This window comes from Kribbella sp. NPDC023855 (assembly GCF_040639475.1).
Taxonomy (GTDB): Bacteria; Actinomycetota; Actinomycetes; order Propionibacteriales; family Kribbellaceae; genus Kribbella.
Window position 1 is genome coordinate 25,087 of the sequence record NZ_JBFAAA010000012.1, and the last position, 12,334, is coordinate 37,420.

At 69.0% G+C, this 12,334-nt stretch carries 13 protein-coding genes; 11 read left to right on the plus strand and 2 right to left on the minus strand.

Translation table 11 applies throughout. From position 1 onward, the window contains the following. Positions 1-6: 6 nt before the first annotated feature. Complete coding sequence (pdxH, locus tag AB0F51_RS31660; RefSeq protein WP_360285760.1) at positions 7-645, plus strand: pyridoxamine 5'-phosphate oxidase; 639 nt, start codon at positions 7-9, stop codon at positions 643-645. Here pdxH and AB0F51_RS31665 read toward each other — a convergent pair. Beyond that, positions 642-2,819 carry an MMPL family transporter gene (locus AB0F51_RS31665; RefSeq protein ID WP_360285761.1) on the minus strand — a complete coding sequence of 726 codons (2,178 nt, stop codon included), beginning with the start codon at positions 2,817-2,819 and terminating at the stop codon, positions 642-644. The genes pdxH and AB0F51_RS31665 overlap by 4 nt on opposite strands. A 124-nt stretch (positions 2,820-2,943) precedes the next feature. Here AB0F51_RS31665 and AB0F51_RS31670 point away from each other — a divergent pair, with 124 nt between their 5' ends. From AB0F51_RS31670 to AB0F51_RS31690, 5 genes are all read left to right on the plus strand, one after another. Beyond that, positions 2,944-3,669 carry a TetR/AcrR family transcriptional regulator gene (locus AB0F51_RS31670; protein WP_360285763.1) on the plus strand — a complete coding sequence of 242 codons (726 nt, stop codon included), beginning with the start codon at positions 2,944-2,946 and terminating at the stop codon, positions 3,667-3,669. Positions 3,670-3,977: 308 nt separating this feature from the next. Then, positions 3,978-4,271 (plus strand): hypothetical protein, encoded by a 294-nt coding sequence (locus AB0F51_RS31675; RefSeq protein WP_360285765.1) that lies wholly within the window; start codon positions 3,978-3,980, stop codon positions 4,269-4,271. Continuing rightward, positions 4,271-5,221: an SPFH domain-containing protein gene (locus AB0F51_RS31680; protein ID WP_360285767.1), complete on the plus strand. Its 951-nt coding sequence runs from the start codon at positions 4,271-4,273 to the stop codon at positions 5,219-5,221. Before AB0F51_RS31675 ends, AB0F51_RS31680 begins: the two co-directional genes overlap by 1 nt. A 3-nt stretch (positions 5,222-5,224) precedes the next feature. Then, entirely contained in the window at positions 5,225-5,851 is a 627-nt protein-coding gene (locus AB0F51_RS31685; protein ID WP_360285768.1) for a CGNR zinc finger domain-containing protein, read from the plus strand. A gap of 82 nt (positions 5,852-5,933) precedes the next feature. Further along, complete coding sequence (locus AB0F51_RS31690; protein WP_360285770.1) at positions 5,934-6,767, plus strand: hypothetical protein; 834 nt, start codon at positions 5,934-5,936, stop codon at positions 6,765-6,767. Positions 6,768-6,799: 32 nt separating this feature from the next. Here AB0F51_RS31690 and AB0F51_RS31695 read toward each other — a convergent pair whose 3' ends face one another. Beyond that, positions 6,800-7,531 (minus strand): hypothetical protein, encoded by a 732-nt coding sequence (locus AB0F51_RS31695; RefSeq protein ID WP_360285771.1) that lies wholly within the window; start codon positions 7,529-7,531, stop codon positions 6,800-6,802. A 192-nt stretch (positions 7,532-7,723) separates the two neighbouring features. Between AB0F51_RS31695 and AB0F51_RS31700 the strand changes: the two genes are divergently transcribed. From AB0F51_RS31700 to AB0F51_RS31720, 5 genes are all read left to right on the plus strand, one after another. Then, positions 7,724-8,389: a TetR family transcriptional regulator gene (locus AB0F51_RS31700; protein WP_360285772.1), complete on the plus strand. Its 666-nt coding sequence runs from the start codon at positions 7,724-7,726 to the stop codon at positions 8,387-8,389. Positions 8,390-8,473: 84 nt separating this feature from the next. Next, positions 8,474-9,442: an ROK family protein gene (locus AB0F51_RS31705; protein WP_360285773.1), complete on the plus strand. Its 969-nt coding sequence runs from the start codon at positions 8,474-8,476 to the stop codon at positions 9,440-9,442. After that, entirely contained in the window at positions 9,439-10,569 is a 1,131-nt protein-coding gene (nagA, locus tag AB0F51_RS31710; RefSeq protein ID WP_360285775.1) for an N-acetylglucosamine-6-phosphate deacetylase, read from the plus strand. The genes AB0F51_RS31705 and nagA overlap by 4 nt, the downstream gene beginning before the upstream one ends. After that, entirely contained in the window at positions 10,557-11,477 is a 921-nt protein-coding gene (locus tag AB0F51_RS31715; protein ID WP_360285776.1) for a hexose kinase, read from the plus strand. Before nagA ends, AB0F51_RS31715 begins: the two co-directional genes overlap by 13 nt. A 16-nt stretch (positions 11,478-11,493) precedes the next feature. After that, the gene (locus AB0F51_RS31720; protein WP_360285778.1) at positions 11,494-12,330 is read left to right on the plus strand and encodes a class II fructose-bisphosphate aldolase; all 837 of its coding nucleotides are present in this window, start codon (positions 11,494-11,496) and stop codon (positions 12,328-12,330) included. Positions 12,331-12,334: the final 4 nt, after the last annotated feature.

Here is a 12,334-nt window from a genome sequence, read left to right on the forward strand (position 1 = left end):
CGGGTCGTGGACCTTGGAGAGATGCGGCAGACGTACGGCCTGGGTGAGCTGCTCGAACACCAGGTGGACGCCGACCCGGTGAAGCAGTTCGCGCTGTGGCTCGCCCAGGCGGCCGACGCCGGCCTACACGAGCCGAACGCGGTGGTGCTCGCGACAGCCGACCGCGATGGGAAGCCGTCCGCGCGGACCGTCCTGCTGAAGGGTCTCGACGAGCGCGGTTTCGTCTTCTACACCAACCAGCAGTCACGCAAGGCCGACGACCTCGCGGTCAACCCGGCTTGCGCCCTCGTCTTCCCCTGGCACGCGATGGAACGGCAGGTGCGCGTCGAAGGCACCGCGAGCAAGCTGCCGCAGGACGAGGTGGACGCGTACTTCGCCAGCCGGCCGCGCGGCTCCCAGCTCGGTGCCTGGGCCTCCCAGCAGAGCCAGCCGGTGGAGTCTCGCGAGGAGCTGGATCTGCAGTACGCGTCGTACGAGCGGCAGTGGCCGGAGGGGACCGAGATCGCCACCCCCTACTTCTGGGGCGGCTACCGGATCGAACCGGCCGTGTTCGAGTTCTGGCAAGGCCGCGTCGGCCGGTTGCACGATCGCCTGCAGTACCTCAAGGCCGGCGACTCCTGGCGCCTGCAGCGCTTGCAGCCTTAGCCGACTCGAGTTAGCTCGCGTGGTGGCGTTGGCTCACCTGATTCAGCCGGTCCCGTCTCGCGAAAGCCGTGCCGCTGCCACCACCGGGCCAGCGGTTCAGGAGCCCACCAGTTGGCGCGGCCGAGCAACCGCATCGTGGCCGGCACCAGCAGCGCGCGGACCACGGTCGCGTCGATCGCGATCGCGATCACCAGGCCGATCCCGATCATCTTCACGAACACGATGCCCGAGGTGGCGAACGCGCCCACCACGATGATCAGCAGCAACGCCGCACTGGTGATGATGCCGCCGGTGCGTTGCAGGCCGAGGGCAACCGCCTGGCTGTTGTCGCCGGTCCGGTCGTACTCCTCCCGGATCCGGCTGAGCAGGAACACCTCGTAGTCCATCGACAACCCGAACAGTACGGCGAACAGCAGGACCGGGTTGGTCGCGTCGAGGAAGCCGGCCGGGGTGAAGTCGAGCAGGCCGGACAGGTTGCCGTCCTGGAAGATCCACACCATCGCGCCGAACGAGGCGGACAGCGACAACACGTTCATGAGCAAGGCCTTGGCCGGCAGCACAACGGAGCCGAAGGCAACGAACAGCAGCACGAAGGTCACGAGCACGATGAACCCGGCCATCCACGGCGCGCGCTCGCGCAGTACCTCCAGCAGGTCGACAAGTGCCGCGGTATCTCCGCCGGCTTCGATCGAGACTCCGGCCGGAGGATCGACCGCACGGACACCCTCCACCACGTCGCGAGCAGGCAACTCTTGCGAGGTGTAGTGCGTGTGCACGACCACGGATGCGATGCCGTCCTTGAAGCCGGCCAACTGCACACCCGTGACGTCCTTCACCTGCTGTAGCTCAGCGATATAAGGCGCCAGCACCGTCGCCGGATCACCCGACGACACCCGAGCAGCAACCAGTACGTCGGAACCGCCCGCGCCGGCGAAGTCGCTCTGCAACACCTCGGTGACCGTCCGGCTGTCGGCGCCGGCGGGAAGGGCGCGATGGTCGACCCCGCCCAACTGCGCTTGCAGGAAAGGAATCCCGAGGATGAGCAACAACGGCACCAGGACAACGACGTACCGGATCGGACGGCGCATCACGCTGTGCGCGAGTCGGTACCAGGCGCCATGCTCGCTAGAACCCACGTGGCGTTTCAAGAACGGAATCCGCAGGTTGTTCACCCGATGGCCGAGCACGGCCAGCAGCGCGGGCAACGCGGTCAGCGCCGCGATCATCGCCACCAGCACCGCGGCAGCGCCGCCGTACGCCATCGAGCGCAGGAACATCACCGGGAACAGCACGAGACTCGAGATCGCCACGCCGACCGTGACACCGGAGAACGCGACGGTCCGGCCGGCCGTGCTCATCGTCACCGCCAGGGCGGTCTCGACATCGTTGCCGAGCGCAAGCTGTTCGCGGAACCGGGTGACGATGAACAACGCGTAGTCGATCGCGAGTCCGAGGCCGATCATCGTGACGATGTTGATCGAGAAGACCGAGACGTCGGTGAAGGTGGCCAGTGCGCGCAGGACCACGAAGGCACCGAGGATCGCCAATCCGCCCACGAACAGCGGCAAGCTGGCCGCGACCAGACCACCGAAGACCACCACCAGCAGGATCAGCACGATCGGCAGCGAGATCGACTCGGCCTGCACGATGTCGTGCTCGGTCTGCGTGTTCACCTCGTCGAAGACGGCGACCTCACCGCCGACCTTCACGTCCAGCCCGGCGGGCGCCTGCCGGACCTGCGAGGCGATCTTGTGGAAGGTCTCCAGCCGCTCCTCGGGATCGGCCCCGGCCAGCGTCAGTACGGCGTACGTCGAGTGCTGGTCCTTCGACACGAACGCGGGTGACTTGGTGCTCCAGAAGGTCGCCTTGCGCACCACCTCGCTGGTGGGAAGTTCCGCGAGATGGTCGTCGACGGTCTGCCGAAAGGCCGGGTCGGACGCGGTTCGCGAGTCGCTGCGGTAGAGCACGATCACGTCAGTACCGGTCCGGCCGACGGCCTGCTCGATCGTCCGGACCGCGCGGTACGCCTCGGTGTCGGGCGCCTCGAATCCACCGTTCGCCAGCGAGCCGAAGACCCCGGTGCCCCAGGCGAGGGCGGCGGCCACGAAGACCCCGGTCAGTGCCAGCACCAGGCGGCGGCGCCGGTAGGTGAACCTGCCGAGTGTCTCGAACACGAAGCCCTCCCGCGGGCGTACATTGAACAGTGATCGCGGCGGTGAACACCGTTAACAGTTAACGGTGTAAACACTACGCAGCACTAGGGTCTGCTTGTCAAGATCGGTGGAAGAAGGGCTTTCGGTGGACCTGAAGACGGGCGAGACCCGGCGGGACCGGCAGCGGGCCGCGACCGTTGCCGAGATCAAGGCCGCCGCTCGCAAACTGCTTGTCGAGGGCGGGGTGCCGGCCGTCGGCCTGCGCGCGGTCGCCCGCGAGCTCGGCCTCAGCGCACCCGCGCTCTACCGGTACTTCGACAGCCACGAGGCGCTGATCTCCGCCCTGATCGCCGACCTGTACGACGAACTGACCGACGCGCTGATCGCCCTGCGCGACAGCGACCCGGGGGCCGACCTCGGTGGCCAGCTGTTCCTGATCGCCGGCGGACTGCGGGACTGGGCGCTGGCCCATCCGGCCGAGTTCGGGCTGCTCTTCGGTGCGCCGGTGCCGAACCCGCTGGCCGAGCACCACGAGCTGACGCCGGGACACCAAGCGGCGATGCGGTTCGGCGCGGTCTTCAAGGACCTGGTCGCGAAGGTGTATCGCCAGCAGCCGTTCGCCCATCCCCCCGAGGAGGCGCTCGGGCCGGAGCTGCTCGCCCAGCTGACCCAGAAGGCGGAGTACTTCGACGGAATGCCGGCCGGGGCCATCTACTTGTCGCTGACCTACTGGACGCGGCTCTACGGGCTGATCTGCATGGAGGTCTTCGGTCAGCTGCACTGGGCGCTGGAGGATGCCGGCGCCTACTTCCAGGCGCAACTGTTCGAGATCGGCGAGGCCCTCGGCCTCGACTGCCCGCTCCCCGAGTAAGGCAAGGCGGTTGGGCAAAAAAAGAGACCCGCGGGCACTTCCTGGGACACGACCGGGTGGTCGAGCTCAGGGTCAGGCGGACTTTCCTGACTACCCGCGGATCCGGTGGCCGGCGTCGTACTGACTAGCCACATGCCCACTTGTCAAACAGTGGTTGGCGGTTAGCCCGCCGCCACCTCACGAGTCCGATTGCAATTCATGCGTTGGACCACCTCCCTTCGCGTGTACTCAGAACCTACGTCGCGAGCGACGTGCGTTCAACCAGTTTTCGCCGACAGATGAACGCCGTCTCGTGGTCCCATGGAGCCATGGTCATCAGGCTCGGACTGCCCGCTCTCATCGTGCTGGTCGGAACCGTCTGGTTCGCCTGGTCGTCGTACCGCCGGGCCGTCTCCGCGGAGCAGGCCGTGACCGAACTGAACGGCGAGACCAAGGCGCTGATCCAGGAGGTCCGGCGGCTCGAGAAGGCGGTCGCGGCTGCCGAGCAGGGGCTGCGTACGCTCTCCTCGCATCCGTCGGTGCCGCGCGACGTCGCGCTCACCGCCGACCTGACCCTCGCCGACATCCGGCGACTGACCGACAACAAGGAGCTCGACCGCTGATGGCAAAGCTGGGGAACGCAACGGCGATCAAGGGCGGGGGTGGCGGCAAGGCGAAGGTGATCGGCATCCTGATCGCGATCGTCGTCGCGCTGATCATCTTGTTCAACATCTTCAACTTCGCCAGCACCGAGGCGAACAAGATCGGCCTGCACTACGGCGGCGGCGTGGTCGAGGACAAGAAGTTCAAGTCGATCATCCCGCCCGGCGCCACCAACAAGCTGATCGGGCCCGGCGACACGATCTACTCCTACCCGATCGACCAGCGCTCCTACATCATCGGCGGCGCCGGCGCTGACACCGAGAACGCCGACGAGGTGACGGTGGTCAGCAAGGACAACGTCCGGCTCGGCGTCCGGGTCCAGGTGTACTTCACGCTGAACCGCAAGCCCGAGGTGATCCAGCAGTTCCACGAGCGGATCGGTCTGAAGACCGAGGCCTACGAGGACGAGGGCTGGAACGCCATGCTGCAGTCCTACTTCCGGCCGCAGATCGACCGTGCGCTGGCCGCGGTCGGCACCAGCTACGCCTGGGCCGAGCTCTACAACAACGAGAAGAAGAAGGCGGAGTTCCAGACCGCCGCGTCCGCGGCGTTCACCCGGCTGCTGCCGGCCGCCGTCGGCGGCGACTACTTCTGCGGCCCGGCCTACACCGGCAACAACGCCTGTGGCGAGCTGTCCTTCACGATCCAGAAGCCGACCCCGCTGGACAAGGGCATCATCGACGGCCTCGAGGCCAAGCAGCGCGCCGAACTCGCGCGGCAGGCCCAGGAGCAGAAGAACCAGCAGGTCAACGTCGAGCTGCAGTCGGTCAAGCAGCAGGTCGCGATGCTCGGTGCGAACGGCTACCTGCTGAAATCCGCGATCGAGTCGGGCAAGATCCAGTTCATGGTCATCCCGCAGAACGGCAACGTCAGCATCCCGGTACCGACCCCGGCCCAGACTCCCCGCTGACCGGTGTCCACGCTGCCGTCCCACCTGGAGCTGGTCCAGGGCATCGTGCTGCCGAAACCCGTCGGCGCCGACCCCGTCCTGGATTTCCTCAACACCCGCTCGGACTTCGCCGGTCGGGGTCCGGCGGCGAGTGAGTGGCTCACGTCGTACGAGGCCTTCGTGATCTGGAACGGGTACGTCGGCCTGCTCTCCGACGCGAGCGTGTTCCGGCTGATCGAGCAGGCCTCGGGCAAACCGACGGACGCGACGCGGCGGCTGGACGCGGTCCGGGAGTTCCGGGCCGACCTGTACGACGTACTGACGGACGAGGCGGCAGCCGGATCGTTCGACGCGGTGTCGCGCGCGGTGGATCGTGCCACCGCGCGCCGGCACTTGAGCCCCGTACCGGCCGACGGGCTCGGGGTGCGGGCGGCGTGGGAGCTGCCGGAAGACCTCGGGATGCCGCTCGACCAGCTGGCGTTGCTCGCGTCGGAACTGCTCACCGGCCCCGCGAGGGATCACGTCCGCCTCTGCCCGGGCGACAACTGTGGATGGCTCTTCCTCGACCCCCGCGGACGTCGCCGGTGGTGCTCGATGGGCACCTGCGGCAACCGGGCCAAGGTGCGTGCGCACGCTGCTCGCACTCGGTAGCTGCTCGCACCCGGATTTGCAAGAACCTGCAAATATGGTTCCCTGACTCAACGAAGAAGGCGTTTCATCAGTCTTGAAGAGTATGAGGAACTCGGTGGGGGCTACGCGGCGTACGGTACTGATCGGGGCGATCGCGGCGGCGGTGGGTACGTCGCTCGGTTGCGAGCTCGAGGGCTCCGACGATCCGGATCTGACCCAACCACCCTTCCAGCCGCTGTCCGAGCGGCCGCCCCAGTCGTCGGCCAAGTCGTCGACGGAGCCGTCGACCCAGCCGGCCGCCCAGCCGTCGAGCGGGAAGTACGGCTCGGGGGAGCTGGCGCCGTGGCAGACCAAGCGCCGGGTGATCTCGGACCCGAGCGAGATCCGGCGGGTGGTGCGCACCAACGGGGTGGTGATGTTCGGGGACAGTCTGGCCATCCAGGACACTCCCGCCCTGATCCGGCAGCTGACGGCCACGACCGGTGACGCCCTCGCCACGCACAACTGGGCGGGACACCCCAGCGGACCGGCCACGGACGCGCTCGAGATCTGGGCGCGGACCTACGGCCTGCCCCACCGGATCCTGATGGCGGTGGGAACCAACGACATTTTCGACCCGCCGGCGGTGGCCGGCAACGTCGAACGGGTGATGAGCATCGTCGGCCGGCGCCGGACCGTCGTCTGGGTGACGGTGGCGGTCGAGCGGCGCAGAACGGTCGAACCGGATCGGGCCAACAGCGCCTGGGTCAACCGGCAGTTGCGTGCGGCCGAGAGCAAGCACCCGAACCTGAAGCTGGCCCGCTGGGCGGAGTTCCTCGCGGCCGACCCCAGCCGGCCCCGGCGCTACCTGCGCGACGGCGCGCACACGACGCCGGCGGGCCAGAAGATCCGCAACGGGCTGATCGTCCAGGCCCTGGCCGCTGCCAAGAACGACTAGCCGGCACCCGACCAGCCGCCCGCCAAGAACGACTAGCCGGCGTTGAAGGTGGCCGGGTCGACCAGGAACCAGGTCTGGCGGGCCCTCGCCAGCACGCGGCCGTCGGAGTCGTACAAGGTGCTGGCGGTGTGAGTCTTGCGCCCGTCCTCGGCGAGGATCCGGCCCATCACGACACAGGGTTCGCCCGGGTGCGGACGAGCATCCACGCAGGCCGACATCTGGCCGAGCACCGACGGGCGCCCCTCCAGATCGATCGCCCACCCGCTCGGACAGTCGAGCGCCGCCCAGAGAAACACGGAGTCGACGAGCCCGTCAGAGCCGACCAGATCATCGGCCGGGTGCCACGTGCAGGCCGTCCGTCCATCGCCCACCGGCCCGGGCTTCAACTGCAACCCCTCGGCGTTCTCCGGCCCGCAGACGAAGCACCCCGGGAACGGATGACTGACCAGCCCCCGGTACTTCGCTTCCGCCGCCAGCGCCTCATCCGGAGCGACCGGGTCGATGGTCGCGTCGGACAAGGTCTCCGCGTCGACCGTGTGACCGACGGCCACCTCGGAAGCTCCGTCGGTCAGCGTCGCGTGGGCCGGCTCGACCGAGAGCTCCAGGTCGGTCTCCATCGGCGGAGGCACCAGCAGCCGCACGCGCGGAGCCGTGTCCGCGGCGGCCACCGCGGCCAGCGCAGTACCGACCAGGCCTGCGACGTAGCCCCCGTTGCCTGATTGGGCCGGCCCCCTGAAGCGCGGTGCGATCCGCAACGTGGTCATGCCGTTAGACCCTAACGCCCGGCCTCCAGGCGCAGGAGAGCGGGGATTCCCGTGATTTCTGAGCTTCTTTCCAGATTTACTGCCCTGACCACTCTCATTCAAACGACCGTTTGAACTATGCTGACTGCAGGCTACGGCGCGTGAGCAGGTGGGGTGCCTGAGCGAGCAGTGGCCGGGGGGAAGGAGAACTCTGTGGAGACACCCGTGGAATCAACCCGGGAGAGGCTGCTCAACATCGCCGAGCAGCGGTTCGGCGAGGGCGGTTACGAGGGGACCTCGCTGCGGGCGATCACGGTCGCGGCGGCGGCCAACATCGCGGCGGTGAACTACCACTTCGGCTCGAAGGAAGCCCTGCTCCGGGCGGCGGTGGCCCGCGCGATGGCGCCGGTGAACACCGAGCGGCGGCGCCGGCTGGACCAGTTGGAGGAGAAGGGGGATCCGGCCGTCGAGGAACTGATCCGTGCCTTCATCGAGCCGGGCCTGGATCTGGTCCTGCGCCGCGGTGAGCGCGGGCCGGTGGTGGCCAGGTTCATCGGCCGGGTCGCCTTCGATCCGAGTCAGCGGATCCGCGAGCTGTACGCGGCCGAGTCCGATCCCGTCGAAGCGCGGTACCTGGCCGCACTGCAGGCGGCGTTGCCGGAGGCGGCACCGGAAGCAGTGGCGTTCGGCTTCGTGAACATGCTGGGTCTCCTGGCCTTGCACCAGTCGCAGGCGCTGAGCAGAGCACCGGGCGGGGAGCCCGTCGGCCTGGGCAACGGTCAGGGCAACGGTCTGGGCAACGAGGAGGAACCGGGCCGGCTGGCGGAGAACCTGATCGCCTTCCTGGTCGCCGCTTTCGACCGGGGACTGCGCAGCTGACGGGCCCCGGTGGGCTGGTCGGGGTTGTCCAGAAATTGCTCGCGGATGTTCGAACCGGTAGGTAACGCTGCATAATGGCGCTCCGTGGACCCCAGTGAAGTCGTGGTTGCCGTCGATCTCGGTGGAACCCGGATGAAGTGCGGCCTGGTCGCCGCCGACGGTGCCGTGCTGCACCGGGAGACCAGGCCGACACCGCGTGCCGTCGACGACCCACGAGGTGGGGGCCGCAAGGTTCTCGACGCCCTGCTGGAGACCGTGGTCGAGCTCGAGCAGAAGGCCGCCGCCGACGGTCACCGGGTGCGCGCGGTCGGCGTCGTCGTACCGGGCATCATCAACGCCGAGGACGGCACGGTCGTCGCGGAGAACCTGGCCTGGGCCGGTACGCCGGTGCTGGCCGCGCTGCAGGAGGCGGTCGGACCTGACCAGCAGATCCTGCTCGCCCACGATGTGCGCGGTGGCGGCTACGCAGAGCTACGCCAAGGCGCACTCACCGGTACTACGAACTCCCTGTTCCTCCCGCTCGGCACGGGGATCGCGGCCGCGATGGTGGTCGACGGGTCCCTCGTCAGCGGTGATGGCTACGCCGGCGAACTGGGTCACACGCGCTTCGTCCACGGCGAGACGGCCGAGCAGTGCGCGTGCGGCCAGTGGGGATGCCTGGAGACAGTGGCTTCCGCGGCTGCACTGGCCCGCCGGTACCACCTGCGGACGGGCCGGGTCGTCGACGGCGCCCGCGAGGTCCTGGAGTTGCTCGCGCAAGGCGATGCCGATGCCGCGGTGGTGTGGAGCGAGGCGCTGGCCGCGCTGGTCGACGCACTCGTCATGTACACGACGCTGGTCGCGCCGACGCGAATCGCCATCGGCGGTGGACTGGTCGGGGCCGGTGAGACGTTGCTCGCACCGCTGCGCGAAGGTGTTCACGCGCGGCTGACCTTCCAGCGCGAGCCGGAGATCGTGGCCGCCGTACTGGGTGAAGAGGCCGGCTGTCTCGGCGCCGCGCTGATGGCGTGGGACCGGGTGGCGGCCGACGAGAGCGGAGAAGAGACGCAATGACGACGTATCGGGTGGCGCGGCTCGTCACCCCGGACGATGTGCTCGAGAACGCCTGGCTGCAGGTCTCCGACGGCGACATCCTGTCCTTCGGGCGGCGCTCGGACGGGATGCCCGCGGATGGGCAGCGGCCGGAGGATCTCGGCGACGTGACCGTCGTGCCCGGGTTCGTCGACATCCACACGCACGGCGGTGGCGGGGCGACGTACTCGACCACCGATCCCGAGGAGGCGCGCAAGGTCGCGGCCTTCCACGCCAAGCACGGCACCACGACGACGATGGCCAGTCTGGTCACCGGGCCGCTCGACGAGCTGGTCTCCCAGACCGCCTGCCTGGCGGACCTCGTCACCGACGGAGTGATCGCGGGCGTCCACCTGGAAGGGCCGTTCCTGTCGGCCGCGCGGTGCGGGGCCCACGAACCGTCGCTGCTGCGCGATCCCGTCGAGGGCGATGTGGCCAAGGTGCTCAGCGACGCCGTGAAGATGGTGACGATCGCACCGGAGCTGCCGAGCGGGCTGGACGCGATCCGCCAGGTCGTCGACGCCGGGGTCGTCGCGGCGCTGGGGCACACGGACGCGACGTACGAGCAGATGATCGCGGGGGCCGACGCGGGGGCGACGGTGGCGACCCACTTGTTCAACGGGATGCGGCCGTTCCATCACCGCGATCCCGGTCCGGTCGGTGCCGCGCTGAACGATCCGCGGTTGCTGCTCGAAGTGATCAACGACGGGATGCACCTCGACCCGCAGGTGGTCCGGGTCGCGCTGGCCGCCGCCGGGGTGAACCGAATCGCGCTGATCACGGACGCGATGGTTGCCACCGGAATGCCCAACGGGCGGTACATGCTGGGCAGTCTCGAAGTGGACGTGAAGGACGGGCTGGCGACGCTTGCCGAGGGCACTCACTCGATTGCCGGCAGCACCTTGACGATGGACGTTGCCTACCGCAACGCGGTCAAGGCCGGGGTGTCACTGGTCGACGCGTCGCGGATGGCCTCGACGACCCCGGCCGAGGCGTTCGGCTGGTACACCGTCGGCGGAATCGAGACCGGCAAGCGGGCCGACCTGGTCGTGCTGGACGAGGACTACCAGGTCCAGAAGGTGATGCGGGCCGGTTCGTGGCTGGACTGATCGGGACCGTCACCCTCAACCTCGCGCTCGACGTCACCTACGACGTTCCCGAGCTGGTTGTCGGCGGGAGCCACCGGGTCGGCTCGCCGCGGCAACGCGCCGGCGGGAAGGGCGTCAACGTGGCCCGGGTTGCGGCGACACTCGGGCATCAGGTGCTCGCGCTGGGTTTCGTCGGCGGGCTGACCGGCGAGATTGTCGCCGAGGAACTGTTCGACGCCGGCCTGACCGCGCTGCTCACCCCGATCCGCGGCGAGACCCGGCGAACCGTTGCCATCGTCAACGGTGTCGACGGCGACGCGACCATCTTCAACGAAGCGGGACCGGCGGTGTCGGAGGACGAGTGGCGCGCCTTCCATGACCGGATGCCATGGGCGAAGCTGGACGTGCTCGCCTGCTCGGGGAGCTTGCCGCCCGGTCTGCCGGCTGACGCCTATGCGGAGCTGGCTGTGCGCGCCCGGCACCACGACGTACTGTCGGTGATCGATGTCGGCGGCAGCGCGCTGGTCGCGGCCGCGAAGGCCGGTGCCGTGGTCCGCTCGAACGCCGCCGAGCTCCGCGAGGCGCTGGGGGAGTTGAGCGTGGAAGAAGGCGCTCGGCAGCTGGTGTCGTCCGGCGCGACCGCCGCGGTGATCACCGACGGCGCCCGCGGAATGGTTGCCGCCAGCAATCAAGGTGTCTGGCGCGCGCGCCCCGTCGAGCAGGTCTCGGGCAACCCGACCGGCGCAGGCGACGCCTGTACTGCGGTCGTCGCGGCCGCCATCGCTCGAGGCCCCGAACCCGGCTGGCCCTCGGTGCTGAAGTCGGCCGTAGCGGCGTCAGCTGCCGCAGTACTGACCCCCGTTGCCGGGGACATCGACCTCGAGGCGTACCGGCGGTGGCAACCGCTGGTCGCCGTCCAAAGCCTTTAGAACAAGGGAGTTCGTCATGCCGCTCGTTTCCGGGGCAGAGGTCGTGCTGGGTGCCGCCAAGGACGGTCGCGGGGTCGGCGCGTTCAACGTGATCCAGCTGGAGCACGCCACCGCGCTGATCGCCGGTGCCGAGCAGCTCGGCGCGCCCGTCATCCTGCAGATCAGCGAGAACGCGGTCAAGTACCACGGCGCGCTCAAGCCGATCGCCGTCGCGACCCTGGCCGCCGCGGCCGCCGCGCGGGTGCCGGTCGTCGTGCACCTCGACCACGCGATGGACCGTGACCTGGTCACCGAGGCGGTCGGGCTCGGCTTCGCCTCGGTGATGTACGACGCGTCGAAGCTCGACTACGCCGACAACGTCGCGGCCACCAGCGAGGTGACGAAGTTCTGCCACGACCACGGCGTTTTCGTCGAGGCCGAGATCGGTGAGGTCGGCGGCAAGGACGGCGTCCACGCCCCGGGTGCGCGGACCCGGCCGGACGAGGCGCTGGCGTTCGCCGAGGCGACCGGCGTGGACGCGCTCGCCGTCGCGGTCGGTTCGTCGCATGCGATGACCGAGCGGACCGCCGAGCTCGACTTCGAGCTGATCGGCGCGTTGCGGGCCGCAGTACCGGTTCCGTTGGTGCTGCACGGTTCGTCTGGTGTCGCGGATGCGGACCTGACTCGCGCGGTCGAGGCGGGGATGACGAAGGTCAACATCGCGACCCACCTCAACAACGTCTTCACCGCGACGGTGCGCCAGGTCCTGGCCGACCAGCCCACCCTCGTCGATACTCGCAAGTACCTCGGCCCGGCCCGCACCGCGGTCGCCACCGAGGTCGCCCGCCTGCTGACTCTCCTCAAGGCGGTCTGAAGCG

Coding starts and splice junctions, on each gene's coding strand:
- AB0F51_RS31675 (WP_360285765.1), top strand. CDS start 3,978: ATGGTCATCAGGCTCGGACTGCCCGCTCTCATCGTGCTGGTCGGAACC.
- AB0F51_RS31680 (WP_360285767.1), top strand. CDS start 4,271: ATGGCAAAGCTGGGGAACGCAACGGCGATCAAGGGCGGGGGTGGCGGC.
- AB0F51_RS31690 (WP_360285770.1), top strand. CDS start 5,934: ATGAGGAACTCGGTGGGGGCTACGCGGCGTACGGTACTGATCGGGGCG.
- AB0F51_RS31695 (WP_360285771.1), bottom strand. CDS start 7,531: ATGACCACGTTGCGGATCGCACCGCGCTTCAGGGGGCCGGCCCAATCA.
- nagA (WP_360285775.1), top strand. CDS start 9,439: ATGACGACGTATCGGGTGGCGCGGCTCGTCACCCCGGACGATGTGCTC.
- AB0F51_RS31720 (WP_360285778.1), top strand. CDS start 11,494: ATGCCGCTCGTTTCCGGGGCAGAGGTCGTGCTGGGTGCCGCCAAGGAC.